Origin of the sequence: Spirosoma validum (assembly GCF_014699035.1) — a bacterium.
In the GTDB taxonomy this organism is placed as follows: domain Bacteria; phylum Bacteroidota; class Bacteroidia; order Cytophagales; family Spirosomataceae; genus Spirosoma; species Spirosoma validum.
Map to the genome: position 1 here is coordinate 1 of NZ_JACXAA010000022.1, position 25,106 is coordinate 25,106.

At 50.3% G+C, this 25,106-nt stretch carries 17 protein-coding genes and 1 pseudogene; 6 read left to right on the forward strand and 12 right to left on the reverse strand.

Annotated features, from left to right (window positions below):
• Positions 1-135 precede the first annotated feature (135 nt).
• Entirely contained in the window at positions 136-513 is a 378-nt protein-coding gene (locus IC230_RS31375; protein WP_191043037.1) for a DUF5618 family protein, read from the reverse strand.
• Positions 514-889: 376 nt separating this feature from the next.
• Here IC230_RS31375 and IC230_RS31380 point away from each other — a divergent pair, with 376 nt between their 5' ends.
• Complete coding sequence (locus tag IC230_RS31380) at positions 890-1,312, forward strand: OsmC family protein (protein WP_191043038.1); 423 nt, start codon at positions 890-892, stop codon at positions 1,310-1,312.
• A gap of 637 nt (positions 1,313-1,949) precedes the next feature.
• On the opposite strand, the gene IC230_RS31385 is transcribed toward IC230_RS31380, so the two are convergent.
• Complete coding sequence (locus IC230_RS31385; protein ID WP_191043039.1) at positions 1,950-5,795, reverse strand: hybrid sensor histidine kinase/response regulator transcription factor; 3,846 nt, start codon at positions 5,793-5,795, stop codon at positions 1,950-1,952.
• 413 nt (positions 5,796-6,208) lie between these two features.
• Between IC230_RS31385 and IC230_RS31390 the strand changes: the two genes are divergently transcribed.
• The 3 genes from IC230_RS31390 to IC230_RS31400 all read left to right on the forward strand — a co-directional run bounded on the left by IC230_RS31390 (position 6,209) and on the right by IC230_RS31400 (position 12,271).
• Positions 6,209-6,520, forward strand: coding sequence for a hypothetical protein (locus tag IC230_RS31390; RefSeq protein WP_191043040.1), 312 nt, complete (start codon positions 6,209-6,211; stop codon positions 6,518-6,520).
• A gap of 135 nt (positions 6,521-6,655) precedes the next feature.
• Positions 6,656-7,846, forward strand: a complete 1,191-nt coding sequence (locus IC230_RS31395; protein WP_191043041.1) for a tail fiber domain-containing protein — start codon at positions 6,656-6,658, stop codon at positions 7,844-7,846.
• Between the two features lie 81 nt (positions 7,847-7,927).
• Complete coding sequence (locus tag IC230_RS31400; RefSeq protein WP_191043042.1) at positions 7,928-12,271, forward strand: beta strand repeat-containing protein; 4,344 nt, start codon at positions 7,928-7,930, stop codon at positions 12,269-12,271.
• Positions 12,272-12,618: 347 nt separating this feature from the next.
• On the opposite strand, the gene IC230_RS31405 is transcribed toward IC230_RS31400, so the two are convergent.
• The 6 genes from IC230_RS31405 to IC230_RS31430 form a co-directional block, all read right to left on the reverse strand.
• Positions 12,619-13,035 carry a hypothetical protein gene (locus tag IC230_RS31405; RefSeq protein WP_191043043.1) on the reverse strand — a complete coding sequence of 139 codons (417 nt, stop codon included), beginning with the start codon at positions 13,033-13,035 and terminating at the stop codon, positions 12,619-12,621.
• Positions 13,036-13,973: 938 nt separating this feature from the next.
• Complete coding sequence (locus IC230_RS31410) at positions 13,974-14,366, reverse strand: hypothetical protein (protein ID WP_191043044.1); 393 nt, start codon at positions 14,364-14,366, stop codon at positions 13,974-13,976.
• A gap of 84 nt (positions 14,367-14,450) precedes the next feature.
• Positions 14,451-15,719: an OmpA family protein gene (locus IC230_RS31415; protein WP_191043045.1), complete on the reverse strand. Its 1,269-nt coding sequence runs from the start codon at positions 15,717-15,719 to the stop codon at positions 14,451-14,453.
• A gap of 107 nt (positions 15,720-15,826) precedes the next feature.
• Positions 15,827-16,180 carry a hypothetical protein gene (locus IC230_RS31420; protein WP_191043046.1) on the reverse strand — a complete coding sequence of 118 codons (354 nt, stop codon included), beginning with the start codon at positions 16,178-16,180 and terminating at the stop codon, positions 15,827-15,829.
• Between the two features lie 44 nt (positions 16,181-16,224).
• Positions 16,225-17,331 carry a transaldolase gene (tal, locus tag IC230_RS31425; RefSeq protein ID WP_191043047.1) on the reverse strand — a complete coding sequence of 369 codons (1,107 nt, stop codon included), beginning with the start codon at positions 17,329-17,331 and terminating at the stop codon, positions 16,225-16,227.
• A gap of 218 nt (positions 17,332-17,549) precedes the next feature.
• Positions 17,550-18,596, reverse strand: a complete 1,047-nt coding sequence (locus IC230_RS31430) for a YrzE family protein (protein WP_191043048.1) — start codon at positions 18,594-18,596, stop codon at positions 17,550-17,552.
• A gap of 463 nt (positions 18,597-19,059) precedes the next feature.
• On the opposite strand from IC230_RS31430, the gene IC230_RS31435 reads away from it, so the two are divergent.
• Both IC230_RS31435 and IC230_RS31440 read left to right on the forward strand, forming a co-directional pair.
• Positions 19,060-19,785, forward strand: coding sequence for a hypothetical protein (locus IC230_RS31435; protein ID WP_191043049.1), 726 nt, complete (start codon positions 19,060-19,062; stop codon positions 19,783-19,785).
• Between the two features lie 48 nt (positions 19,786-19,833).
• Positions 19,834-22,632, forward strand: a complete 2,799-nt coding sequence (locus IC230_RS31440) for a TonB-dependent receptor (RefSeq protein ID WP_191043050.1) — start codon at positions 19,834-19,836, stop codon at positions 22,630-22,632.
• A gap of 375 nt (positions 22,633-23,007) precedes the next feature.
• Here IC230_RS31440 and IC230_RS31445 read toward each other — a convergent pair whose 3' ends face one another.
• From IC230_RS31445 to IC230_RS31460, 4 genes and pseudogenes are all read right to left on the reverse strand, one after another.
• Complete coding sequence (locus tag IC230_RS31445; protein WP_191043051.1) at positions 23,008-23,382, reverse strand: hypothetical protein; 375 nt, start codon at positions 23,380-23,382, stop codon at positions 23,008-23,010.
• 201 nt (positions 23,383-23,583) lie between these two features.
• Positions 23,584-23,916: a hypothetical protein gene (locus tag IC230_RS31450; RefSeq protein WP_191043052.1), complete on the reverse strand. Its 333-nt coding sequence runs from the start codon at positions 23,914-23,916 to the stop codon at positions 23,584-23,586.
• A gap of 98 nt (positions 23,917-24,014) precedes the next feature.
• Entirely contained in the window at positions 24,015-24,353 is a 339-nt protein-coding gene (locus tag IC230_RS31455; protein ID WP_191043053.1) for a hypothetical protein, read from the reverse strand.
• Between the two features lie 291 nt (positions 24,354-24,644).
• Positions 24,645-24,833, reverse strand: a pseudogene (locus tag IC230_RS31460) (response regulator); the annotation flags it as partial.
• Positions 24,834-25,106: the final 273 nt, after the last annotated feature.

Sequence of the window (25,106 nt, forward strand, 5' to 3'; positions counted from 1 at the left end):
AATTTGGGTGTTGGCAGGGCAAGTGGCGTCAGGTTCGAACCTGACGCCACTTGCCCTGCCAACACCCAAATTGTTTAAGATTATGTGACTACTTATTTAACCGGTAAAATCGACTTGTCAAACGGGATAGACAGGTTAAGCCGTCACTGTTCGTTGCTCAACCCAATCGATGATCGATTCTGCACGTTTTAATCCTGTTTGTGCTACTTCTGCGTCGGGAATGCCATCATAGGCCATCGACAAATGCAGAATATCATAGGCTGACACGAACGAATTTAACATTCGCTTATCAAGCTTAGCCAGATTTTGCTTATACCAGTCCACATCTTTACGACCTTTACCTTTTTTACCTAGTAAACCATCCAGGGCAACTAGTATACCCGTGTAAGCAGCATGGCCAGCGAGTTTAACATATTTTGCGTCCTGGTAATAGCCTTCTTCTTTTCTGGCTTTATCGCGCAGAATTTCCTTTGCGTTGTCAATGTAGCGTTTAGCTTCCTGTACAGGGGTCATTGTGGTGTTTTAATGGCGGCTAGTTTTAGGACTGCCTGATGTAAAAATAACAATTAGTTTTCTTCAGATCAGTATTTGACGGGACAGTTGATCAAACGTCAACGGTCGTATGATCAAGTCGATCAAGTCATGGCTGTACTATGACCAGTGAACCACGCGGGAATGGATACGAATTTCTTCGCCGATTTATAACGGATCGATAACGTAGCAGGAACTACTTCTCAGGTCAACTAGAGCGCTAACTGGGCAACCGTGCAGATTTTATAAAACCATCAGTCCTCGATTTCGATTATCAACTAAAGCTGTTCTATTTTTGTCGTGCTCGACTAGAGACAGACAGGTCAACATTCTCTATTTATTAAACACTTAGTTTCGTATGCAAATCAAACGGAAGGCTTCGGCGCACTGGGAAGGTACAGGCAAAGAAGGCAAAGGCACCGTATCGACCGCCAGTACGGTCCTTAATCAAACCCAATATTCCTTTAATACGCGTTTTGCTGATGGTGTTGGCACCAATCCTGAAGAATTGGTTGGCGCTGCTCACGCGGGCTGTTTCTCGATGAAACTAGCGTTTAATCTGCAGGAAGCCGGTTTTACGGCTGATTCAATCGACACCGATTGCACGATAACCCTCGATCCTGGCACTGGCAGCATCAGTGAATCGCATTTGGTGGTTAAAGCCAGCGTTCCGGGCATTGAGCCAGAGAAATTTCAATCGCTGGTCGATGATGCCGAAGCGAATTGCCCGATTTCCAAGCTGTTTAACACTAAAATTACGGTTGAGGCATCACTGGCTTAGAACCACCTGTGGGCATTAATTCGTATTGGTGCAACCATAAAAAATGCGGACTACAGGAGTGGTCCGCATTTTTTATAGATCGACATGCTGGCCGTACCACGTTAGCTGACCTAATTCAGCTGTGATGCTTCTTGTTAAAGATAAAATGAATCAATCGGCAATTATTCTATCTGACTACGGGAGCATAGCAATTCAGCTGAAAAGCACTTTACGGGTACAACCAAACAAACAGGGAAAGTTTTTTGCATCCATCCTCATCGCTCTATAAGATAGCTTACTCTAGATTCTAAGTGTTCAATGCCTTACAGGATAAGTACATCCGTAACGGCTAAACTCGTAGCCTACCTTAAAAGTATAGAAATGTCACGCATAGATAGCTAGCCGTCTACTAACTCTATTAAGGGTAGTGAACAGACGGATAAGAAACCGTTTTCTCTTTTGGCAGTTGTGCTTACAGAAAGAAGCTCATCGGTGAGCTTGGCCCAAAAGGTAGATTGAAATTTATGAACTACTTCGTTTAGGATAATGCAGTTAACGTGTTAATCAAAGTACTGATTTTCATAGCTACCAAATTGTCGCTTATCATTTTTACCAATCTGATGGCCGTTTTTAATTACTTTCACGTAAAGGACGTCCCCTAATTTGTTTGCTGACATTGCGTAATAAACTCGGAAGGCGTGAGGTTGTAAAGCTTACGGAAACTCCTGGAAAAATACGAAGGACTCGAAAAGCCGACCAAATAAGCGGTTGCCGTTATGCTTTGCCCATCCCGCAGATACTCCGTAGCCCGCTTCAGCCGATAATGCTGAATTAATTCATTAACCGGCAAACTCGATAGCGCTTCCAGTTTGCGGTACAAACTAGCCCGGCTCATCCCGATCTCCTGAGATAACTGGGTGATGCCAAACTCCGAATCGTTGAGATGGTTACTGAGAATCGTATAAAATCGACCTAAAAAGGGATCGGACTGAGCTAGCTCATCCGTGGAGACGACTTGGTCCAGATCAGACAGACTGTGTCGGATCCAGTCGCGCAGTTGTTGCCGATTATTGAGTAGATTCTGAATTCGGAGTTGAAGCTCCGCTACATGGAACGGCTTGGTGATATAGTCATCGGCGCCAAGCCCTAATCCTTTTACCCGGTTAGCCAACGTATTTTTCGCAGTCAATAGAACCACCGGAATATGGCTGGTATGGGGATCGGCCTTCAGTTTTTCGCAGAGTGTGTAGCCATCCATAACCGGCATAAGTACGTCGCTTAGCACTAGATCGGGCATGCGCTCAATCGCTATGTCGAGTCCCTGGGCTCCGTTGCTGGCTCGCTCAATCTGATACCAGGCCGGTAAACTTTGGCTAATAAACTCGGCTAAATCGTTATTGTCTTCCACTAGCAGGATAAGTGGTGATTCGGCAGTAGGTTGCGATGCAGGAATAGGTTGACTCCCCTGATTGGTATTAATGGCCTTCGGTACCGGTTGCCCAATGAAGGCGGGTTGATACGGCAGTCGAATGGTGAAACTCGTACCTACACCCAGCTGACTATTGACCAAAATAGTACCGGCCTGTACCTCGACAAGTTCTTTGACTAAGGCCAGACCAATGCCGGTTCCTTCCTGCGACCGGGTTAAGGAGTCGTCAGCCTGATAAAAGCGATTGAAGATATACGGTACTTGCTCGGGGGCAATGCCAATCCCAGTGTCGGTCACAATGAGCTGTACCAAGCCGTCGTTTGCTTGCTGTACCGTAACGACCACCCGATCACCCGCTCGACTAAACTTCAGGGCATTGGACACCAGATTATAGATGATCCGTTCCAGTTTAGCCCGATCAAATAAATAATCGCCCATGAGCTGCGGTTGATAGTCTAGCTCAATGCGTAAATGATCGGCTTCTTCCCGAAACGAGTTGACCGTCTCCTCGATAAATTCGCTTAGATTGCCAACCGACCGCAGAACTGGCATGGCGTTCGCTTCTAATTTGGATAGATCGAGCAGTTGGTTAATCATCTCCAATAGCTGATAGGCGTTACGTTCAATAACGCCTAGCCGACGCTGGTCATCGGTATCCGCATATTTTTGTTTTAGCTGCTGAGTGGGCGTTAAAATTAGCGTCAATGGGGTTCTGAACTCGTGCGTCACATTCGAGAAAAAACGCGTTTTCATCTCATCAATCGTTCGCAACTGCTGAGTCTCCCGTTCCTGAAACGCTAGATTTTGTTGTAAGCGTAACCGGTTGATGTACGAGCGTAACACTACGTAGGCTATGCAAAAAACGATGAGTCCGTATACCATATACGCCCACCAGGTTGCCCAGTAAGGCGGATGGATACGTACCGACAAGGTACGGACGTGTGGACTCCATAGGCCTGAAGTGTTCGATGCATTCAGCTTCAGGAGGTAATGACCGGAAGGTAGATTCGTATAAACGGCTTCTGGCTGCGTCGTCTCCACCCATTGGTTAGTAAGCCCTTCTAACTGATACCGAAACCGGTTCTTCTCGGGTTTGTTATATTGGGCCACCGCGAATCGAACCGTCAGGAAGTTTTGGTCATAGGGTAACTCCAGCTCCTGTAATACCTGCACCGGTAGGAAAGGTACCGCGGCTGTATCGGGCGGGCTCAGCGATAAAGGATGGTTATTAATCTGAATCTGGGTGATTTCAACGGAAGGCGTAAAGCTGTCATCCTGAATCTGGCGAGGAGAAAAAGCCGTGATGCCTTCCACTCCTCCCATATAAATTTGCTCGTTAGCAGTCCCGAGACGGGGCAGATGCAAAAAATGAAAGCGATTAAACTCGTCCGCCAGCAACCCATCCTCATGGGTGTAGGTGCGCATCTGAAATGTTTTTCGATGCATACGTACCAGCCCTTTATTAGTTCCCATCCAGAGGTATCCCTGTTGATCAGGAATCACGGAGTAAATCACATTGTTGGGAAGTCCATCGGCTTCTGTAAAACGGCGGCATTGGCCGGTGTGTTTATCAAACGCGCAGGCTCCTGCACCAAACGTGCCTATCCATAAGCGATTGGGATCGATCGGATCGGCTGACATACAGAATAGACTATTACTATTAATCGAGGCCGGATTGGACGCCACCTGTGTAAACTGTCGATGAACGCCCGTTCGGCGGTCAATCCGGAAAAGGCCTCCGCGTGGCGTAGCTAACCAGAGCGCCTGTTGATCGACCACCAATTGTAAGGGAGGGTCCGAACCTGAAATGCGTATCGTATGGTCAAACGGTATCCACTTACTCGTTTCTTCCTGGTAATGCCAGGCCAACGAATCATACACGACCCATATCTGTCCGGCTGGATCGGTGGCCATTGGATAGGGGTTAGGTCCTGAAGCTGTAAGTGGCGCGGGTGATGGAATGGTCGTTAGGTGGCCACTTACCAGGTCTAGCCGTTGAAAGGGTTGAGTAGCCGCGTTAAACCAAAGTCTGTGCTGTTGATCGATTGTATACCGAAAATTGTAACTATTGCGATTGGCCACATAGGACGGGTCCAGGTTTTGCTTAACGCCTAACCAACGCCGAAGCAAATCGACATGGAAGGAAACCTGATAAGGCGCCGTCTGGAAAGGATTTCCTCTCAGATCATACTTTCGGATACCGCTCCCATTCGTTCCTACCCAAAGTACATCCGATCGATCCATACATAAACTATGGCTCTCCTCAGCATTGGAGATAGGGGCCTGAGCGCTAAGCAACCGAGGGCCTTCCGTATGGGTGTATCGGTATAACAGGCTATCCCGCTGAAAATAGATGACTCCTTTATTATCGGTGGTAAAATTCATTATATCCCATATTACCCGCTTGCGGGGAAGGGGATACTGTTGCGTTTGGCCAGTGAGCGGATTAAGCCGTGTCAACTGCTGGCTGGAGCCAATAAGAAACTCTCCGTCCCGGGTTCGGTAAAACCCGCTTAATTCGTCGTGAGGCACTGGAAAAGTAGGCGCTATAAAGCGCTGTCGCATTTTATCAAAATACGTAAGTCCTTGATAGGTAGCTACCCAGCAGCGGCCCAGATTGTCTTCGGTAAGGCCGATTCCCGGATCTTCTAACGTATTGGGTTGGCCTTTCTGATGACCGTAGAGCTGACACCGTCCTGTGCGTGTATCATACAAGCCTACGCCCCAGGCATTAAAAATAATCCAGAGCCGATCCTGTCGATCCAGCCAAACATTCCCTGGCCCCGAGTGCGAGAATGCTTTCTTATAGGCGGGTAGTTGGGAGACATTGGTGAACGTTTCGGTACGTGGGTCAAAGCGGTCCAGATCCCCTCGTTCACTGAGGATCCAAATCATGCCTCGATGATCCAGTACCAGTCTGCCTAGTCCGGGGAAGGAAAGTGATGGCTTTCCGGTAGGCGTTGGTTTAAACGTCCGAAATGTCCGGCCGTCATACCGACAAAGCCCATCGCGGGAAGCGATCCACATGAATCCCTGGCGATCCTGAACAATACCGGTTATAAAACCCTGAGACAAACCCTGCCGATCCGTAATCGCAGTGGGCGGGGGTAAACGTAGAGACTGTGCTAAACAAGGATTATCGATCAGACCTATATACCAACTTACTAGTATTAGGAGACAGTGCCGTAATGTGTTATACAGGCGCATACCAAGTCCGATCTTGTTGAGTAACTTAAAGAGAAACGTTGACTGACTTATGTCAACCATTGAGCCTTAAATATACAAGTAAACAGAGAAAACCATTTACAAACGAGGAATCGATTTGGCAAAAGGTGTACTTGAGAGAAACGAATTGTTTAACTGGAAGAAACTATTTGAGACGGAATTGACAGGAATTGAGACGGAATTGACAGGAATTGAGACGGAATTAACAGAAATTGAGATGGAATTGAAATAAAGGTTAATGAATAGTTTAGACATTTGAGGAAATGAAAACAATACGTACTCAACTGATGGCCAAACTATTACGATTCGCTTTATTCAGTGCCGCACTTCTCGCTATGACTCAACAGGTAAGCGCTCAACCGATTGTCTCTATTCATTACGTTACTTCTACCGGAATTGGCCCTAAAAACGGCACAAGTTGGACTAAAATATTAGATAGCACTCAGTTTCAGATTGTCATCAATAGCGCAGCCACCTCTATGGCGGCTAATCCAGGAGATGATGGTCTGGTTTGGATGTCTGCCGCCCGTATAATCCCACCACTGGAAACGAGCCAAATTACGTCTTCAAGTTAGAAGCAATCTACAGGTTGCGTCAATACAGTATAACTTCCTAAAAATCAAAATCTTACTTTCAGTTTCACTGCGTTAAAAAGCAAGCGACAGGTCTTCTTTTGTCTAAAAAATTCATTCTAACTCAAATCAAATTCTATGAAATTTCAACATGTATGTGTCGCAGCCATCCTGGGTATGGCCGTAACAACAGGGGTTCAGGCGCAGGTAAAAATCGGGGCTAATCCAACAACGATTACAAGCAACGCCGTGCTGGATGCCGAAGGGTCGAGTGGTCAGCATACCGTGATGTTCCAAAACGGCCAGGTGGGTATTGGTACGACTACTCCAGCGACTAATTCGACTGGTCTAGGCGTTAAGCTCAACGTAAATACAGCGGCCGCTAACGACCAGGCGATAAAGCTTTCAATCGGCGATGTCGGGAAGTTTTTTATGGTACCCCAGTTGGGCTTTGTCGGGGCGTATAACCTAATTGTAAATAATGGTGATGCAGGTATCATTTTCTCGAACGCGGGTGGTGCCTCAATAGGCCAGGGGGCAGCTACCAGCCGGGGCTTTGTTATTGCGCCCCATTCAGTTAATGAGAATGGAGCTTCAGGCCTGAAAATAACCGAAAATGGGTATGTGGGTATTGGAATTAATTCGCCCAAATTCCAGCTTGAGGTAAACGAGGGAATCGGTTTCGGTGGTTTCGGCGGTGTGTCCCCACTGGTAAATACCAGCAACAAAGGTGCTATCTACTGGAACGCTGTACAACCGGGCATAGGTGAGGTTGAGCTGGTAAACTATTGCGGTACTGGCTCGGGGGGCTTCCGCTTTTTCAACCTACCCATTGGCGGCACGCCCAGCCTTAGCTATGATATCGCCTATATTGATCTCGCCGGCGCCTATCATGTCCTGTCTGATGCCCGCGTCAAGACCAATGTGCAGGGCGTCACGTCCGGCCTCAACAAGGTGATGGCGCTGCGCCCGGTTACCTATGATGTGCATACCAGCAAGTCATTGACGGAGGGCAACGTGACCTTCAACGCGGATGATAGAACCGTTCCATCGGTCGGCTTCATCGCCCAGGAACTGTATAAAGTAATCCCCGAAGCGGTCCACAAGCCCAAGGATGAAACGAAAGAGTTTTACCATGTAAACTACGATGGGCTTATCCCCGTGCTGACCAAAGCCATTCAAGAGCAACAAACTGAAATCGCTGCGCTCAAAGCCCAGGTAGCCGAAGTGGCCGAATTAAAACTGGCTATGGCCGAAATGCGGCAGGAATTGATTAAGGTAGGTCTTCGGAAGGTAAAAGCCACCGGCAGCAAGGTCGCTAAACGCTAGGCAACTGATCAGGAGGTTACGGATATCCACTCGTGGACATCCCGGCTTAAAAATTGATCCTTACTCCTAAAAAGATATCAAATGATAAAATCATACAATCCTCCACCCCGCTGGCAGTGGGTCTGGATGAGCATACCTGTATTGCTGGTGTTGCTCGTCATGGCCTTATCGGCCCGGGCGCAGCAGGGTAGTCAGGGCAATACCACTATTTTTAGCGGTGCCCAGATGACCCTCTTTGGTAACCACAATTTCCTGACAGGCGGGGCAGGCACCCAACCCGGCATTATCGGTACGGTACGTAGCGCACCCTTTGGCGTGCTCAACTTTGCGGCTACGGCAACCGGCCATACCGGGGCCAACGATGCCAACCATGTCGATGGCTACGTACGCAAGCAGGGGGCCGGTTCGTTCATCTTCCCAACCGGTGACAATGGCCACTACGGTCCGTTTGCCGCTGCCGCTGATGGCACGACGGGCGCTTATATCTATGCCAACCCATCTACCGCTGTTACGTCTAATCTGGGGGGGGGTAATTATGCCGCTTTGCCAGCCGGTGCTCCCTTCAGTACGAGCGCTAAAGCGGCCAACCTGTCGGTGGTGAGCACACAGGAGTACTGGGACATTGATGGCACGAATAACACGGCGATTACCCTGACGTGGAGTGCGTTAAGTGCGATTGGTACGTTAACAACCAACGACCTGAGCAAACTGACGATTGTCGGATGGAATGGTACGCAATGGGTACCTATTGCCTCAGCGGTCGATGTGACGTCGGTGCTGGGGGGAACCAGCAATCTGACAGCGGGTTCCATCACAACCACGGGCGCACTTGCCCCCAATGCCTACACGGCTTATACGTTCGGCGCTACGGCTGCGCTGGCTCCATTTGCTTGTTCGTCACTGGCCTATCAGGTAGCGGCTACCGGCGGTGGTGCTCCATCAACCCTCTACTCGTTCAACGTAGCCACGGGCGTCCGCACGGTAATTAAACAAGACTTGGGCCGGACACTCAATGGCATCGGCTACAATACCGTGGATAATCTGATCTGGGGATGGGATGGGGGAGCCCATGAGGTGGTACGGATTGATGCGACCGGCGCGATCACCGGCTTCACCATTCCGGATTTGCCAGCGATTAATTATAATATCGGTGACGTGCTCAACGGCGGCTATCTGTTTCTTTACAATACGGATGGGGCTACTTACTACGTCGTGGACATTAATCCGGCCCGCTCCAGTACCTACCTTAAATTAGTCGATCCAACCATTGGCTATGTACTCGATGCTTCGCCCTACGGGACGACCATTACCCCGACGCTGACCATCTCCGACTGGGCCTACAATCCGAGTACAGGCAATTTTTATGGACTAACGGCCGCCAATGACGCTACCCCGTTCCGGATTACAACGCTCAATCCTGTAACGGGTGTAGCAACCGTAGGGACAGCCGCTGTGTCGGGTGGGACTATTGGAACCGAAACATCGGGATTCGGAGCCAGCTTTGTCGACAACTCGGGGAACCTCTTTGTCTTTGGCAACCAGTCTGGTAAGTTTTTCAAAGTTAACCTGTCATCCAGAGTCGCTACGTTGGTGTCGACATCCAGCCCGAGCGGCAATAATGATGGGGCCAGTTGTAATCTGGCAAATCTGTTGCCGCCAACGCCCTTTGCCTGTGTATCCAAAACGTATCAGGTGGCGGTGCCTACTGGACAGACGTTTTCCTCGCTCTACGAGTTCGATGTGAACACGGGGAGCCGCAACACGCTTGCCACGCTGACCCGGACCATCAACGCGATTGGGTATAGTACTGTGGATAACTACATCTGGGGTTTTGACAACAATTTGAACCAGGTGGTACGTATAGACGCCAACGGGTCTATCCTGGGGTACACGATTCCGAATCTGCCGAATCTAAACTTCATCAATGGGGACGTCATGACGGGGGGCTATCTGTTCCTTTATACGTCTGGTGGAACCCGGTACTACGTGGTCGATATCAACCCGGCACACACCGCTACGTATCTGCAACTGGTCGATCCGACAACGGGCTTTACGGTCGATAACACGCCTTTTGGTACGCCCATTACGGCTTATACGATTTCGGATTGGGCGTATGATCCGGTCACAAATAAGTTTTACGGGTTGACCAATACGGCTGCTGCCGATCCGTTCAAGGTCGTAACGCTTGATCCGTTGACGGGTGCGACCACGTTGGCTGCAGCGGGCGTGAGTGGGGGAGGGATTCGGCAGGAAACGTCGGCTTTCGGAGCGACCTATATTGACAATACGGGGAATCTTTTTGTGTATGCCAATACGCTGGATGTTTTCTTCAGGATCAACATGGCGACCAACGTCGCGACGCAGTTGGCGGTGACGGGTGTTCCCCTGGCCGGTAATGACGGGGCCAGTTGTCCGCTAGTAAATCTGATCACGCCACCGACGCCATTCGCGTGTACCTCAACGGCCTATCAGGTCGCCGTGCCGACCGGAAGCGGGCTGACGACGTCTGTCCTGTACGCCTTTGATGTGAACAGCGGAGTCCGCACGGTGCTCGATACACTGACCCGTAACATCAACGCAATTGGCTACAACACGGCTGATAATCTGATCTGGGGCTATGACAATTCGGCAAACCGGGTGGTACGTATTGACGGAAATCGAGTAACCACGGCTTTCCTGATCCAAAACTTGCCTACGACTCAGAATTATGTGGTTGGTGATGTCCTGAATGGCGGGTATCTGTTCCTGCTCGGCGTTACGGATAAAAAATACTACGTAGTGGATCTTGGTCCTATCCGTTCTACGTATCTGGATCTGGTCGATCCGTTAACAGGTTATACGGCTGATGCTTCGCCTTTTGGTACAACCATTCCGGATCGGGTGATCTCGGACTGGGCCTATGATCCAGCTACCAGTCGATTCTATGCGCTGACCAATCCGGGTGATGCGAATCCGTACCAGGTTGTGATCTTGAACCCCACAACGGGTTCAACGACCCTGACAACCGGACAAGTGACCGGTGGGGGCATTCGCGGGGAGACGAGTGGTTATGGAGCTACCTTTGTGGACAATACGGGTAGTCTGTACGTGTATGCTAATACGCTTGATGAATTCTTCAAGATCAACATAGCGGCTAAAACAGCGGTAAAACTGTCAAGTGCCGATCTGCCTTTGGGTGGTAATGATGGTGCCAGTTGTAATCTGACCAGCCTGACCGTACCCCCGGTATCCTTCTCGTGTACCGCCACGGCTTATCAGGTGGCAATACCGAACGGGCAGACTAATTCGACGCTCTACGGCTTCAATGTCGGTACGGGCACCCGAACGACGGTGGCCGCCCTCAATCGGCCCATCAATGCCATCGGTTACAGCCCCATGGATAACCTGATCTGGGGGTACGACAACGCAGCGAACCGGGTAGTACGTATCGATGGTGCCGGAACCGTGACCGCTTTTAACATCCCGAATCTGCCGACCAACCTAAACTATGCCGTTGGGGACGTAATGAATGGTGGGTATTTGTTCCTGCTCAATGGGGCTACATACTACGTCGTGGATATTGACCCAAGCCGAGCTGCTACGTATCTGAACTTAGTGGAATCAGCTAATAACAGTACGGTTGATGCAGCGCCTTTTGGCACGGCCATCACCAACTACACGCTGTCTGACTGGGCGTATAACCCGGCCACCAACCGGTTCTATGGGCTGACCAATCCGGGCAATGCCAATTCGTTCAAGGTGGTCACGATGAACCCTGCCAACGGTTCGACCACGTTGTCGACGGGAACGGTGAGCGGAGGGGGTATTCAGACGGAAACAAGTGCTTACGGAGCCGCCTTTGTGGACAACACGGGTAGCCTTTACGTGTATGCCAATACACTGGATCGATTCTTCAGAGTTGACTTAGCTACGAACTCAGCCACAATATTGGGCACGACGGGTACACCGCTGGGCGGAAACGATGGCGCCAGCTGTGCAACCGCAACGTTGGTAACCTTACCCGATCTGACACCGATCGTCTACGCCAGACCATCGACGGTGTATGGAACTACTGCCATGAGTGTAGTGGTGGATGTGGTCGAAGTGCTCGGTGTACCGACCAGCGGTACGATCGTTGTTCGGGTGACGAAGGATTCTAAAGTAAACTTGACCTTTGATCCAGGAGCCACAACCATCAACGGTCGGACGGTGCAGAATAGCCTGTGGACCTACGACGCTGTGTCAGATGTTAACTATTACATTCTGCGAACCAGTAGTATCATATTCGCTGGCGATAAGCTCTCCTTTGGTTTCACCGGGACGTTGGCACCCGGCATGACAACGGGTATAATTACCATGAGTTCGGTAATTAGTGGCGGGAGTGGGGGCGAGGTGCGAGTTAACAACAATTCTGATGCCGATAAGATCGATTATTTTCAGCAGTAATAAATAAGGCGTTAGGACTTCCCGAAAGGGAAGTCCTAATCGAATTTTCTTCATCGTATGAACGTATATCGAACTACTTATCTCACCTGTTTACTCGTCTTACTGAGGCCGACTGCCTTTGCCCGGAGCCGACCTGGACGTTACTAACGAAATCTAATCCCCGCACCGCTGGCGGGACCAGGCTCGCCCTTTTCGATGACTTTCACTATTGTGAACAACGACATCGCCACCATTTCCAGTGCCGGAATTGGCAACTAGATGCTATGGTCGATCTGTCTGGACAAATCTGCCCTGCACCTCGACCCAGGTAATTTAGGCCAGAAGGATTGATCGTGATTCTACCATTATTACACTTGTTTGACCCATTTTCGCTTGTTCCAGACTCTAGAAAAAGCCCCTTCCAGGGTAAAGCGCCAAAACCTGGGTTCCCGTATCTTCTCTTCGGGAATCATCACCGTCCAGCACTCCCCATGAGGTAAGTGGATCAATTCGTGAATGCACTCAGCTTCCACTACGTGCGTTGTACCTGGCCCGCGAAATACATCGGTATACTGCCAATCCCCTTTTTGATTTATCAGGTAAACCCGCTCGGTATAGCCCCCTTTCAGGATATGCGTCGTAAACCGGAAGGGGTGACAATGTGGCCCACCCTTGTCGCTGTCGGTAAAGTGATGCACCACCATGTGAAAGGGGGTGTGCTTACCCTTAAAATCGAAGAGGTGTTTGGTAAACTCCTTACTCATTTTTTCTTTTCTGTACTTCATGCCTAAACGACCCTGTGGGGCAGGTTTGTTGATTCAAGTGGGTTAGGTGAAACTAGGTTTGGTTGCCTTACTCGCAGTTGGCAAGCACAATGACAAACTCGATGGTTTGTTTTCCCATAAGTAACCCATTTCAACGCATTTCTGTGCAGTATTTGAAGGCATTATAGACATATAGCCTTGACTAGAGTAGGTCTTGGTTTCAAGTTGGAGGTCCAACTTGTTTACCTGTATCCAATAGCAGTCCGCTCTATCAGAGGCTGGTCACAGGATAATAGCTTAATTTAACGGATACATATACCCATGTACTATAAAGAGTGGAGCTATTGGTTGAAGGTGGTTTCACAAATGCTGTGTTAACGAGCAATCCTGACAACCATTTGACCGCTTTGCTGTTGTTTAAGGATGGCCACAATCTGGGCCTCAGCAATTTGCTTTCATTTTTCTTCTCTTTGTTAAGAAATACTGAGAAGACTCTATTTTCAATAAGTCACTTTTAGAGGAAGCTTACACTCCAGCTAGAAGAATATACACACCCAAAGCAGCTATACCCAAAATAAGCAGGGCAAAAAGGATCAGGCGGTTCTTGTCTTGACGATTGGGCATACAATCAGTACATTAGTTGGAAAAAAATCTACGGATAGTTAGCTGATAAGAACCTGCTTTGCTAGTCTACTCCGTAGCTATCCATGAGCCTTTAGATCGTCAATGAATTTTAAAATCAAATTGGCTAACGTCTCATATTCATAAAGAGAAATTACCACGAGGATAGCCAGGAGTCCAGCTCCGATAATTAATCCTTTTCGTACTAAAACCACTGACTTTTTCATCACAGGCTTTCTTTGTTGAATCAGTCTTTATGGCTTTGTTTAATCAAAACGTTATAACTACAACCTGATCGTGCCGACGAATAAAATCGCTGATACGTTCTGTACAATGTTCTAACCCAGGCTGCGAAGTCTGCTCATATCCCGAAACCACGTAGTACTTTTTCTGGTGAACAGCAACGCAGCCGCCAGGAGGGTAAAGAGGGTAGAAAACAGGTCAATGATCGTTGCGCCGGGGTTTCTGGCAAAACCAGTTCTGAATGTCACAAGGGAGCTGATAAACCCCAAACTAATCAAAAAAACAAGCACCAATCGGGCCCAGTTGGCTCCGCTGTAGACCTGACGAATCAGGAGATAACACAAAAAGCCACCGATCAATACACCCAACACGGCACCGATTGAGTAACTGCCCGAGAAAGCAAAGCTCAGGAGTTCGATACCCAGGCACAGAACTAGTAATCGGGAAGCATTTTGGACGGAAGTTGGTCGGCGAGTCGATGAAGGCATACCAGTAGAAAGTTGATGTATCGACCCAGTGTGACTTGTGTTAAGACAGGGCACACCGGGTCGATGAAGGCAAGCCGTAGATCGCTACAACTTGGTTACGATTATATCGATGCGCCGATTCTTCGCCCGACCGGCCTCCGTCTCATTGGATGCGACGGGCTTGGAATCGCCTCGCTCGCGGGTGGCAATCCGACTGGCCTGGATACCGGCCTTTACCAGAGCATCTTTAACCGCTTCAGCACGGTCGGCTGATAGCGGGTCGTTAATGGCATCATCACCGGTACTATCGGTATTCCCCTCAATCCGGATCTGAAGATTGGGGTAAGCCTGCATAATCTGAATCAGATCATCGACGTTGGCCTGGGCTGCAGCCGTGATGCGGGCCGAGCCGGTCTCAAAGGTCAGGTTGTCGAATGTAAAGACTTTGGGGAGTTGGCCGCCTTTCGTTGATAAAAATTGCGCCAATGCGTAGTTGAACGAATTCTCCGCTACGTTTAGTTTGCGCCCACCGGGCAAATCGACGCCCACTCGTACCTCGGGCCCGGCTTCGTTTCCATTCAAATCACTGGCTAACGTATCAGTAGCCACACCCGTTGAAGACGTAGTACTATCGGATGAGGTCGTCGTTTCTGTTTTCTCCCGGCCACACATTCTGGTTAGGAAAAAAAACAGCAGTAGCAAGCCTAAGCCAATGAGCACCCAGCGTAACCAGGGAAAAGCGGCCGCTTTCGGCTCATCCTGGCGCACTGCCGTAACCGGTTCGGTTCGGGTGGGAGTAGGCGTAGTTGTGGTAATGGGGCGGGACGGGATATCTGTACCAATGAACCAGCCTAGTAAGGTCGCCAACGTAGCAGGAATTGCCCCGCGAACGATGTCGGTCTCACCTGCCAATAAAGCGACCAGTTGCGGCTGGGTCAGATTACGGGTCGTTACCTGCTTGCTAAGAAAACCCATCAGTACCGACATCACCAGGCCCGTCAGTGTTGTGGCCGAGCCTAAACTGACGCCACTGTATTGAGCCGTCGTATCGGTCAGGCGGTGAACACGCTCGTCGTAAAGTTGCTTCAACAGAGCATTACCTGATTCGGCAGCTTTCTGTCGATGACTGTTCGTTTCGACCAATTGAACTACGTTGGGGTCCGTGTCCAAAGGGGTGCTTCTCAATAAATTATACAGAGTAGCCGCCCCCTCCTGATCTGAGGCTCGATGAATAACGCCACTGGTAATGGCGGGTAATAAGCCGTCCATCGCCTTTTGCGTTGGTTCCGCTTTTTCGCCGAGAACGCGGGCCAGATCGGTAACGGCAGATGGGGTAAATGCCGCCCTAAGGTGGTTTAATAAATCAGTGGCCATATGAGTAAGATTAATAAAATGAGTATTATGAAAGAACCACCAGGCCAATTTTGGATGGTCTCATTGGCGGGTTAGGTGATATCCCAATGAATACGTAGCAGAAAACTCTATTCGTCGACTCTGGACGTTTGCCCAGCCTGCCGAATAGCAGCTGCCAACCCATCCATAAGTGACGGCATTTCGCCTTCCGACCCCATGCCGATGCCCATAGTGGACGTTAGGTCGGCGAGTTCGCTCAGACAATTCTGTATCGCATCCTTATCGATGGCGGGAGCCTGAAGCAGGCTTTTTAATTGCTTCAACTGATCGGCGATGGGATGCGTATTCTCGGCTGTCGTCAGTGGTTCGATCCATTGGTCGATCAGGGTCACGCCCGCCTGGGGCGTTAGCGTATCGGTATTGGCACTTAACTGCTCGGTCGTCTGCTGTAGCAGATCCGTTGCGTCGGCTAACGTCATCATCAATTAATTGGCTAGGTTATAGAGAAGCAATCAGCACGTTATGCCTAGTTCTCAGGCGAAACCAACGCGTTCCGCTGCTGGTCAATGGCCTGCATCAATTTGTCGTACGGGTCATTAAATTTCTGGATACCCTCGTCCTCCAACTGCTGAGCGATTGCATTCAGGTCGATACCCGCTTGCTGGACCCGATCCAGCACCTGCGTAGCGTCTTCGTAGTGGCTTGCCAGCCGCAGGGCAGCCTGGCCATGATCCCGAAAGGCGTTCAGGGTATCCATAGGTACGGTATTAACCGTTTTAGGACCGATTAGGGCTTCTACGTATTTAACATCGGAAAAAGCCGGATCTTTTGTGCCTGTACTGGCCCAGAGCAGCCGCTGTGGAACCGCCCCGGCGTCGGCTAATTTTTTAAACCGCTCGCTGTCGAATACCTGACTGTAACTGGCATAGGCCTGTTTGGCCAGCGCTATGGCCACTTCGCCCGTCAGTTCAGATAATCCCTGCTCCTTCAGCAGGGGATCGACCAACGTATCAATGCGACTGATGAAGAAACTGGCTACAGAGGCCAACTGGTCGATGGGGTGACCCGCCTGCAGGCGATCTTCCAAACCAGCGATGTAGGCTTCCGTAACAGCCAAATAGCGATCCAGCCCAAACAGCAGCGTTACGTTGATGTTGATGCCTTCACTAATCGTCTGCCGAATGGCCGGGAGACAGGCTTGCGTGCCCGGTATTTTGATCATTACGTTGGGCCGGTCCACTGCCTGCCATAAAGACCGTGCCTGCTCGATGGTTTTTTCTGCGTCAAGGGCAAAATGGGGCGATACTTCCAGGCTTACAAAGCCATCGGCACCGCTTATTTTGTCTTCATACACCGGCGCAAATAAGTCCGCTGCGCGCTGAATATCGGTTACGGCTACCCCGTAGAAGAGAGCTTCGTTCGACTTCTCCGTCTGGGCGAGCCGTTTGATGTCTTCATCGTAGTCAGGACTATTGCTAATGGCTTTCTCGAAAATAGCCGGATTCGATGTGAGCCCCCGAATGCCATCCTCCTGGATGAGCGTTTGCAGAGCGCCCGTGTTCATCAATTGACGGTCGATAAAGTCGAGCCAGATGCTTTGGCCCAGTTCATGAATTTGTTTAACCCGATTCATAGAGTTGTTGAGTAGGTAAGCTAATTTTAATCCACAAACCCGTCACTCCTGACTAATCAGGCGCTAACGGTGTGGTATTTTAGGAAGAAAAACGATTTGGGCAGTTCCTGAAAGGAAGCCCGAAAAAAGGCCGGGCAATCGCTCAGCCTTTTTTCTTAGCACGTAATCGCACTGGCTTACCAACAAACCAACTACACACCCAAACCAAACAATGTTATCTATCGAACACCTTCCCGAACGGGACGGTCGTACGTATTGTGATCGTCTTTAGAATCGGTTCCCATCTTGGCTCCGTATCCTGATGCAGCCACACCGATCAGCAGGCCGATGAAGCCAAAAATGGCTGCCTTCGACGCGCCTGAAGCAGCCGCATCGCCCGCTTGGCGAGCTTTCACTTCGGCTTCTTTTTTCGTTTGCTCAAATTTGGCGGCCGCCTGTTTGTAGGTATTGATCCAGTTATCGACCGTCTGTTCCGATTCGGCCCGGCTTTTGCCCGTCCGTTTCATAACGACGTTCACGGCATCGTCCTGATCAACGCTGTTGACGGTCGACTGACCCTGTTTAAATAACCGGCTGAACAAGCTCCCGGCAATATCATCCGACTCCTGTGGATTGGATGCCGCCCGACCTGCCGCCGTTTCCGCCTGATTACCCGCCCGGTCCGCTTGTCGCTCGATGGCGTTTGGATTCAAATTCGGATTGCCCGTCTGACGTAGCAGGGTACTAACCTCATTTTTCAAATCGCCCAGATCCATCTTGTCCGTATCGACTCCGTTGGCTTTGAGCTGATCCTGCACCATATTACCCAAACCGGGTCCGGCTGCGCTAGCTGCCGATCCGGCTGTTTTCACGATGCCACCGACCAAACGACCTGCTCCGCCAATTAGGCTACCCAATGTCGTTGTTAAAAAATAGATGGTCAATAGCGTTACCAGACACCAGGTTAGCACGCCGTGGATGATCCCGTCAAACAGCCGGGGTGCACTGGCCAGCCGACCGGCCACCCAGCCGCCCAGAAATAAAGAAATCAGGCTGCTGATGATGTACCAAATGGCACTGCCGACGCCCAACCCTGCCATTGGATTCTGTTCCTCCATCGGATCGATTGTTCCCAATCCAATACCTAACCCTAGTAGAGTCAGCAGCATCTGGGTGACAATCGCGACCAGGACACCGGCGAATATCGCGCTCCAGGAGATTCGACTCATAAAATCCATTCGCCCCTGCCCGGAGCGATTCTCATACGTATTGATTGTGTGTTCCATAACGTTTTGTTCAAGTAGTTGAGTAAAATGTGGGCTGGAGGTCATCCTCCCTAGCCCTTTGTTTTTGGCTAAGACCGCGACCGTAGCGTAGGTAAACGCCTTTAGTTATTTAGCCTAGTCATCCTATAGGATTTGCCGTATTAATAACAAAGGTATACCACCCTACCAGGGCAATCTATGATGGTTATCATATTGCCTTATGATGCTTATCTAAGCAGGCTGTTACCAACTCAAAACCCTTGATTTTAGCTCAAATAGGGGCATTTAGGCAGCATTTATCCGCTTTTATCGGTTTGGTCACCCATTTATTGTTACCCAATGGTCCGGGATTGGAGAGCAACCGGGAACATTCAGGCAAACACGATGTTACGTGCCAATCTAACACTGCCTTTCTCCAATAAGTGGGGTAGAAATAGATAAATCTATTGGCTTGGCCTCAAGCGATATTCTTTCCGAAATGCGTGTGAAAAAACTCTTGCTCCTTCTGTGTCTGCCCGGTCTCTCATTTGCTCAGGAAATCCCAGCCGATCGATTTAAACTCAGGCACACGGTGTTTGCCGGGGTTCAGCTACCGCTCAACTACGTAGCCGGATACCGTTTACAATTTAGCCGTCGGCTCTCGGCTCAGCTCCAGGGCGGATTGATTGCCGCCCCCTTTGACCGCTACACGCTTAAGACGCTGGAAGCCTTTGGTCTCGATCCTCAATTGAGCCAGGCCATAGATCGATCCTTTCGGCAGGGAAGCTCGGTGAGTGCGGGGCTGAACGTTCACGCCAATTCGCCCTGGTATGCGGGTGTATTCGGGCAATACGTTCATCTAGCGGCCGGTCCCATTACTCCGGCCGATGCGTTGGGCGTTTACTTCCAGCGGGATTTTTCCGGGTTTGGGTTGTTGGATTCCCCTACGTTCGTCTTCACGATGCAATCGAACATATGGATGGGTGGCTTGCGGGTGGGTCGTTCAATCCGTTTTGGTCCCTCTCGCTTTGGGCTGAATGTCGAAGCCAGTATAGGTAAGATTTTCGGTACACGTAACACCTTCTCCTCGAACCGCCCTTTTGTCGATGGGTTGGGCGTTACGCAGCGGTTGTACGGGAATCTTAACAGCGAAGTCGATAGCCAACTGCGTCGACATGGCTATCTGCCCACCCTGAATCTGCTGCTGACGTATCGTCTTTCTCATAACTGATCCGTAGCCAAAGGCTGAAGATCATTCTCATCTTATTCTCAACTCCCTATGAACAACACGTACTTTTTCCGGCTAATGGCCGCTATACTGATCGGATTGCTGATGCTGTCGACGACGTTCGCCCAACGTATTCAGGGACACGTGACCGATGCCACTACCGGAACGGATCTGCCCGGCGTATCCATTCTTGTGCAGGGATCAACGACGGGCGCGATCACCGATGCCAATGGCCTATATATTCTGACGCTTGAACCAGGCAACTACACCCTGAGAATCAGTTTTGTAGGATACGCCACGCAAACCCAGCCGGTGCAGCTATCAGCGGGGGCTACCACGACGGTGGACGTCCGGTTAGTCGAAAGTCTGGCCAGTCTGAACGAAGTAGTCGTCATCGGTTCCCGGTCGACGCAGGTCCGAACCAGTACGCAGACCGTCGCCCCAGTGGACGTCATCCAGTCGCGTGATTTGGTGGCGACGGGACAAATCGACCTTACCCAGCAACTGAATTTTGTGGCTCCCTCGTTTAACTCCTCCCGGCAAAGCGTTTCGGATGGTACTGATCACATCGATCCGGCTACGCTACGTGGTCTGGGCCCCGACCAGGTGCTGGTGTTACTCAGCGGCAAACGGCGGCACAATCAGGCCCTGATCAACCTCAACGGTACCATTGGTCGGGGTTCGGTCGGTACCGATTTGAATGCCATTCCTAGCTCGGCCATCGAACGCGTGGAAGTACTACGTGACGGTGCTTCTTCCCAATACGGTTCAGACGCCATTGCAGGGGTAATTAACCTGCGCTTAAAAGAACAGCCCGGCACTACTATCAATGCGCAACTTGGTCAGCAATACAAGGGTGATGGACAAGTGGCGCAGGTAGGCATCAACCACGGGTTTAAATTGGGGGAGAAAGGATTTTTGAGCTTAACCGGCGAGTTTCGCCATCGGGGAGCCACCAACCGGGTGGGCGATTATACCGGACCAGTTTACGTAAACTGGAACGCGGGCCAGCAAACCGGCGAAACCACAGCGGATTACGTAGCGCGACGCCAGCGGCTTTATCAGCAGGATCAGACGTTGATTAGCCAGAATCAGTTCAGCTTGCAAAACAACTTACAGGTCGGGCAGGCGCGGGTCGAAAACGCCGGTTTTTTCCTGAATGCCCGCGTGCCGATCAAAAATACCAACGCCAGCGTTTACGCCACGGGTGGCCTAAACTACCGACGCGGACTGGCGGGTGGCTTCTACCGCTATCCGTACCAGACCACGCAGGTCATTACGGCCTTGTACCCGAATGGTTTTCTGCCCAACATCCAATCGAGTATTAACGACCAGTCACTGCTGGTGGGTGTTAATGGGGAAAACAACGGCTGGCGCTGGGACATCAGTAATGTGTATGGTGGTAACTCGTTCCGGTTCGACGTAACGAACTCCAATAACGCATCCCTGTCGTACCTGGGGCCGACCAACAATCCAACGAACTTCTACGCCGGAACCCTCAGTTTTTACCAGAATACGGCCGACATCAGTGCGGCCAAAGAGTTTGGCAAGCAGTTGGGATTAACGTCGTTCAACGTAGCGGCTGGCCTTACCTACCGCAATGACCAGTACCGAATCAAACCCGGCGAAGCCGCTTCATACTTGAACTTCAGTCCGCAGTCGGGGCAGTCGGGCGGGGCGCAGGTATTTCCGGGCTATCAACCGACGAATGCCGTTAATGCGCATCGACACGTGTACGGAGCCTACCTGGATGTTGAATCTGACCTAACCGAGCAACTGCTGGTGGAGGTAGCTGGCCGGTACGAAAATTACAGTGACTTCGGGGGCAATCTGGCGGGGAAACTAGCCGCTCGCTACCGCTTCAGTGAAGCTTTCTCGCTACGGGGTTCGGTGAGTAACGGATTTCGGGCACCGAGTCTGCACCAACGGTATTTCAGCGCCATCAGCACCGTCTTTGTCTCGACCGGAACGGGACTGGAGCCTCGTCAAACGGGTACGTTTCGCAACGACAGTCCCATTGCTCAGGCGTTTGGCGTACCCTCACTGGGGGCCGAACAGTCAACGAATTTCAGCGTGGGCATCACCTCGCGCCCGCTCTCCAATGTCAGCCTAACGGTGGATGCCTATCAGATCAATATTCAGAACCGGATTATCTACAGTAATCAGTTCGCGCGCGGCACAGCTAGCGCGGGCCTGATTGTCGCCACGATCCTGAACAATGCCGCACAGACGGACGTCAACAGCGCCCAGTTTTTTGCGAATGCGGTCAACACCCAAACCCAGGGTCTGGACATCGTTATTGCGACCAACCCCCGGCTTTCGACGGGTACGCTCGACGTAACGCTGGCGGCTAATTTCAACCAGACCAAACTGGTGGGCGACATCAAGCGGCCCGCTAACATTCCAACGGATGCTACGTTCGGCAATTTTCTGTTCAACCGGCAGGATAGTGCCCGTCTGACGCTGGCCCAGCCCCGCAACAAAATTCAGTTAACGTTTAATTATCGACTACGTAAGTTTGGCGCCGTATTGCGGTTGTCGCGCTTCGGAAGCGTTGAGGCCTACGACCCCGCCAACCCGGCCCTGGATGAGTGCCAAAGCCCTAAGCTGGTCACGGACCTAAATGCGTCTTACCGAATACGGAAGAATCTGTCCCTGACCGTCGGAGCTAACAATTTGCTGGATGTCTATCCCGATCCGTTACGGGTTATTGATGCCCCGACGCCCGAACGCTACGGGTCAGCCGCGCTTGATAATTCGTCGTTCGGTCGATTTGTGTACAATCGGTCTGCCACCCAGTTTGGGTTTAATGGGGGCTATTATTTCGCAAACCTATCGGCGGCTTTCTAAGCACTAGTCTTCCTTTGTTGACACGTCTGACATTCTTAGTCCCCTTTTTGGGGGTTTAGATCGCTTTGCCGAAGTTGTTACGAAAGGATATATGGACTCGACCTTTTTCTATCTGACGGATATCGAGAATCGAACTTGCCAATGGTTCATCTAGTCATGAACTAACTTGACCACTTTCAACCGGTGGGCTAATCGTATGCGACTGATAGTATTTGACAGGTTATAAATTTTTTGGTGTCTTATCCTGATTTATTCGGGCGGATGCATATGAGCTAGCTACCTGTTTCCTGCTTTACTTCCTTACCTATGAAACAGTAAATGCCCACGCGATTGAACTTTCCACCTGTCTAAACAGATTGCCACCTTTCTAACTAATCATAGGCCTCGAGAACCAATGGATAGTAGAGTAGTGATCAGCGAATCGATTTGATCCTGGATCTGATGGGGAATCATGATTCGCTTTTTAGTTTGTAAATAATGGAGTAATCTGGTTAATTCAATTCGCAATTCACTAGCGCTACCAAAAGAATCTTTTGGCCACGTGTATGACGCTGAATCCGTTAACATCGACTGACTACGGGCCAGGTTACGGGCCAGCATTTCTTGAAACACTTCTTGATTCCCCTTCGTTGGCTTACGCTCCAGCACATCAAGGGCAAAACAAATAATGCCGTGATAGCCTCTGAGATCATGAACCAGCTTTCTCAAATCGTCTTCCATCACCGGTTGAAACTGTGTTGTAAACTCCATTTTTTTAGGCTTAACTGACTAGAGCAATCGGTAAACTTACGCGTACGCCACTTTTGACGGGCTGGTTTATTTAAGGTTGCCGAGCGGTAAAAGTGGGCTCCAGCAAGTACTTCACCGGTTGAAAAGTCTGATTAGGCGAGCGCTTAGGGGTTAAATTAACAGAGGATGCTGATCGCGTCAGCATGTTGATAAAGGGGCTGCTCAGTAAGCTTGATTTTGATGAGCCAATAGCTGTTGTTTCGTCTCAAATAAACTAGTCTGCAACGGCATAAGCTGCACATTGACATTGACCCGGGGGGAGCCAGCATGTTCCCCAATTGGCTTTAAGCCATAGATCGCACTACCTACTACTAGTTCATGCGTTTCGGATCGCTGCCGAATCAGGAGGGTATTGGCCAGGCTGCCATCCAAGATAATTTGCATGATGATGCCCTGAAAATAAGGAAATTCATGGGTGGCCCCGTAGGGCTGATCGACCCATACGGTATCCCCGACCATAAACGGGAGGTCAACGGGTTTGAGGGTAAGTTTCATAAAAAAGAAGGCGTATTGGTGGATTAACGGGTACGATGGTACCGATGCGTACTACGTAAACGGCTCATCAAAATGGGATTAACCAGGCTCGTGGGCGCTTACCAATACCCATCTGGTTTTATCTCTTCGATCGTGCCTGAACCAATCAATACGTAGTCATCAAAGCCGCCCTGCACCGGTAATCCCTTGGCCACGAAGGCGGTATACGTTTTGTCGCGGAAGCGATTCCTCTTTAACCGATCACTCAGGGCATAACTGGCGATACTAACTTTCAGAAACGCATCCGCTTGGTGAGCTGAGTAATAAAAATCGTATCGTTGGGGCGCTACAGTCGATAGTCGAAGACTGTCCGTTGAAACGAGCGTTGTGGTTTGGCTATGAGCCGGCGTTAGCGTCAGGGCGAGGTATACCCCGACTGGAAAGAACAGCAGTTTCATTGTCGAACGTTGTTTACAAAGAGATTGGAACATAACCCGTAGGCCATCGTCAGCCATACTGGTGGAAATTGGACAGGAAAACAGGGATTCTGGTGTAGGTGTAAGTTCAATTCCTCCTACCTGAGAGGCAGATTGGTAGAAAAATTGGAAACCAAAAGTAATCGTATCCCATGAGGCTACCTATGACCGGCATCAGATTAGAGTATGATGGTTATCGAGGTATGGAAGGAGCAATGGGTGACAACATACCTTAGGTATCTCCAGTTGCTTTACCCCTGGCCAGTAAGCGCATCAAGTGTCTGCGGGTTTCACCAGATGATTATCAAAGCCAGCCTCCTTCGTGCGCTGTCTGTCTGCTTCCTGCCCGTAGTCCGTCAAGGCGATCAGCCAAATGGGTTGACCCCAGAGCTCCTGCCGAATCCGGCGGGCCGTTTCATAGCCATCCATCCCGAGCATACTGATAACGCACAAGATGACCGATGGGCCTCGGCTGCGTTGATACCTTCCCGGCCACTAGACTGACTGTGAACTTCATAACCCTCTAATTCAAGCAGCATCGACAGAGCCAAGGCCGTATCCGCATTATCATCAATTACTAAAATACAAACAGCGGACCCGCTGGACAGGCGAGTCGTTTCGTGTCTCCCTCCACAAAAAGTAGGGATGAAGCCAGCGTCAGGTTCAGCGTTTTGCCCTGAGCCTCAGTTGGGTGGATTGTAACTCGACCTGAGGCAGGAGGGAAGTCTGACGAAA

Coding starts and splice junctions, on each gene's coding strand:
- IC230_RS31375 (WP_191043037.1), bottom strand. CDS start 513: ATGACCCCTGTACAGGAAGCTAAACGCTACATTGACAACGCAAAGGAA.
- IC230_RS31380 (WP_191043038.1), top strand. CDS start 890: ATGCAAATCAAACGGAAGGCTTCGGCGCACTGGGAAGGTACAGGCAAA.
- IC230_RS31390 (WP_191043040.1), top strand. CDS start 6,209: ATGAAAACAATACGTACTCAACTGATGGCCAAACTATTACGATTCGCT.
- IC230_RS31395 (WP_191043041.1), top strand. CDS start 6,656: ATGAAATTTCAACATGTATGTGTCGCAGCCATCCTGGGTATGGCCGTA.
- IC230_RS31400 (WP_191043042.1), top strand. CDS start 7,928: ATGATAAAATCATACAATCCTCCACCCCGCTGGCAGTGGGTCTGGATG.
- IC230_RS31405 (WP_191043043.1), bottom strand. CDS start 13,035: ATGAAGTACAGAAAAGAAAAAATGAGTAAGGAGTTTACCAAACACCTC.
- IC230_RS31410 (WP_191043044.1), bottom strand. CDS start 14,366: ATGCCTTCATCGACTCGCCGACCAACTTCCGTCCAAAATGCTTCCCGA.
- IC230_RS31415 (WP_191043045.1), bottom strand. CDS start 15,719: ATGGCCACTGATTTATTAAACCACCTTAGGGCGGCATTTACCCCATCT.
- IC230_RS31420 (WP_191043046.1), bottom strand. CDS start 16,180: ATGATGACGTTAGCCGACGCAACGGATCTGCTACAGCAGACGACCGAG.
- tal (WP_191043047.1), bottom strand. CDS start 17,331: ATGAATCGGGTTAAACAAATTCATGAACTGGGCCAAAGCATCTGGCTC.
- IC230_RS31430 (WP_191043048.1), bottom strand. CDS start 18,596: ATGGAACACACAATCAATACGTATGAGAATCGCTCCGGGCAGGGGCGA.
- IC230_RS31440 (WP_191043050.1), top strand. CDS start 19,834: ATGAACAACACGTACTTTTTCCGGCTAATGGCCGCTATACTGATCGGA.
- IC230_RS31445 (WP_191043051.1), bottom strand. CDS start 23,382: ATGGAGTTTACAACACAGTTTCAACCGGTGATGGAAGACGATTTGAGA.
- IC230_RS31450 (WP_191043052.1), bottom strand. CDS start 23,916: ATGAAACTTACCCTCAAACCCGTTGACCTCCCGTTTATGGTCGGGGAT.
- IC230_RS31455 (WP_191043053.1), bottom strand. CDS start 24,353: ATGAAACTGCTGTTCTTTCCAGTCGGGGTATACCTCGCCCTGACGCTA.